Source organism: Flavobacterium sp. (assembly GCF_043720215.1).
In the GTDB taxonomy this organism is placed as follows: Bacteria; Bacteroidota; Bacteroidia; order Flavobacteriales; family Flavobacteriaceae; genus Flavobacterium.
Genome location: NZ_JAYSSZ010000066.1, coordinates 1 through 2,031, shown reverse-complemented (window position 1 = coordinate 2,031; position 2,031 = coordinate 1). Strand labels below are relative to the sequence as shown.

At 28.0% G+C, this 2,031-nt stretch carries 2 protein-coding genes; both read left to right on the top strand.

Features of this window, described 5'->3' with window-relative positions; genetic code table 11:
- On the top strand, positions 1–1,475 hold a 1,475-nt coding region (locus ACHZC3_RS02915), incomplete at its 5' end, for a hypothetical protein (RefSeq protein ID WP_394758380.1).
- Positions 1,476–1,825: 350 nt separating this feature from the next.
- Positions 1,826–2,031 (top strand): LDL receptor domain-containing protein (locus ACHZC3_RS02910; RefSeq protein ID WP_394758379.1); only part of this gene is annotated, 206 nt, incomplete at its 3' end.

The following is a 2,031-nucleotide window of genomic DNA, read 5'->3' as shown; positions in this document are numbered from 1 at the left end:
GGATAATCGAAAACAAAAATAAGATTATATCAAATGATATTGATTACAACAAAAAAGGTTTAGATGGAGATTTAGAAAAAAATTCAATGGTATATTTTAAAAATATGATATTTATGAATGTTGAATTGGAAAAAATGAAAAGAAAAATATATTGTTGTTTTCCTTTACGGACAAGTTTAGTTCCAGCTAATATTGATATTGATACATTATCAATAATAACACTTTTTATAAATCCTGAAAAGGAAGAAGAAGTAAAGCAAGGAATAAGTAAAATATTAAAAGATAACATATCAGTTTTTTACGATAAAATTTGGTCAGAAATAGTTGATTTAGGCAAAAATCAATTTAAATGGAATAAAAAATTTAGATTTGACCATCATATTACAACGGATGGCGTTGATGTTACAATTTTATTTAGAAATATTGATATGTACGGTTTAACTATAAATAAAAGGCATGCTCAAATGGATAAAGATTCGTACAAATATATAGACAAATTAGGGGAAACTGAAAATGGCTGGGACAATAAGTTAATGAAAGAAGAAATGAAAAAAATGTGCATAATGTATAATTTAGTATTAGTTGATCCTGGAAAAAATCCAGATTTATTGTATATGTGCAATTATGATGATAATGTAAAAAATGTTAATTATTTTAAATATACAACAAAACAAAGATTGCATGAATTGGGTACAATAAAACACAGAAAAACACTACAAGATTATAAAAAAGAAAAAGGCATTAATAAAACAGAAGAAAAATTAGGAGAAATTTCATCAAAAACATGTATTTTAGATAATTTTATTATTTATGCCAAAAACAAAAACGAGGTTGAAGACAAATTAAGAGAACATTATAATTTACCATTTATACGAAAACTAAGATTACGATCGTATATAAATAAATTAAGATCTGAGTCGAAATTGGTTAATAACATAAAATCAATATTTGGCAAGGATAAAAGAGAAGTTGTATTAATTTATGGAGATTGGAGTAGATTAAGTCAAATGAGAGGCGTAATAAGTACGCCATGCATTGGAATAAAAAGAAGATTAAATGAAAATTTTAATATTTTCAATATAGATGAATTTAGAACATCATGTTTAGACAACATAACATTGAAAAGGAACGAAAATGCAAAAATTCGTGATAAAAAAACTGGAAAACAAAAGGAATTACATTCGGTATTGGTATCTAATATACTTCAAAATATTGTAGGTAAACCTTTGCAACGTTTTCAAAATAGAAATAGAAATTCATCATTAAATATGCGAAATATAATAGAAAACTATAAAAAAGAGGGAAACCGTAAACTCGAATTTAGTAGAAATTATAAAATGGAAGATGAAAACAAAAAACCTAATTTTGGGTTACCAAAGTTAGGGGATGCGTTGACCACAAAGAAAAGTGGACAAAACTTCGATATACTTAAATGTAATACACCAAATTCGTTCAATAAAATATGTCAGACATAGATGTTTGATATCAATTACTTGCATTACATTTTGTAATGTAGAAGTAGTTTGCCTTTTTTGGATTTATTCCAAATGGAACGTGGAATGGGTGTATATCCAAGAAAAAAAGAAAATCGACCAATGGGTTGGTGAACGTTGCTCAAGGACAAAATCATCAAGTGACATTTATTTTACTTTGCTCGGTATATGCAAAGCGGATTGTGATCGCGACAGCAAAGTATAGTAAAAAAGGCTTTTGGCGTTGCTATCGTCATCAGTTGATGTAGACAAAAATTGAAATTTAGAATCCATTGTGTGCTTATACCATAATTCAAATATCACACCACAATAAACAGTTTCTATTCACATTCATGTCAAAAATGTTCCGTTTTTCAACAGTTATTCTTATTATTCTCATTTTGTTTTCGGCTTTTACAGGAGCAACTGAGAACAAAAAATTCCAATCATGCCACAATGCAACTGGATCTTGTCAACCACATGGTTTTGTATGCGCAAACGAAGAAGTTATTCCGCATGCAAAGCGATGTGATGATATCGAAGATTGTGCAGATGGTAC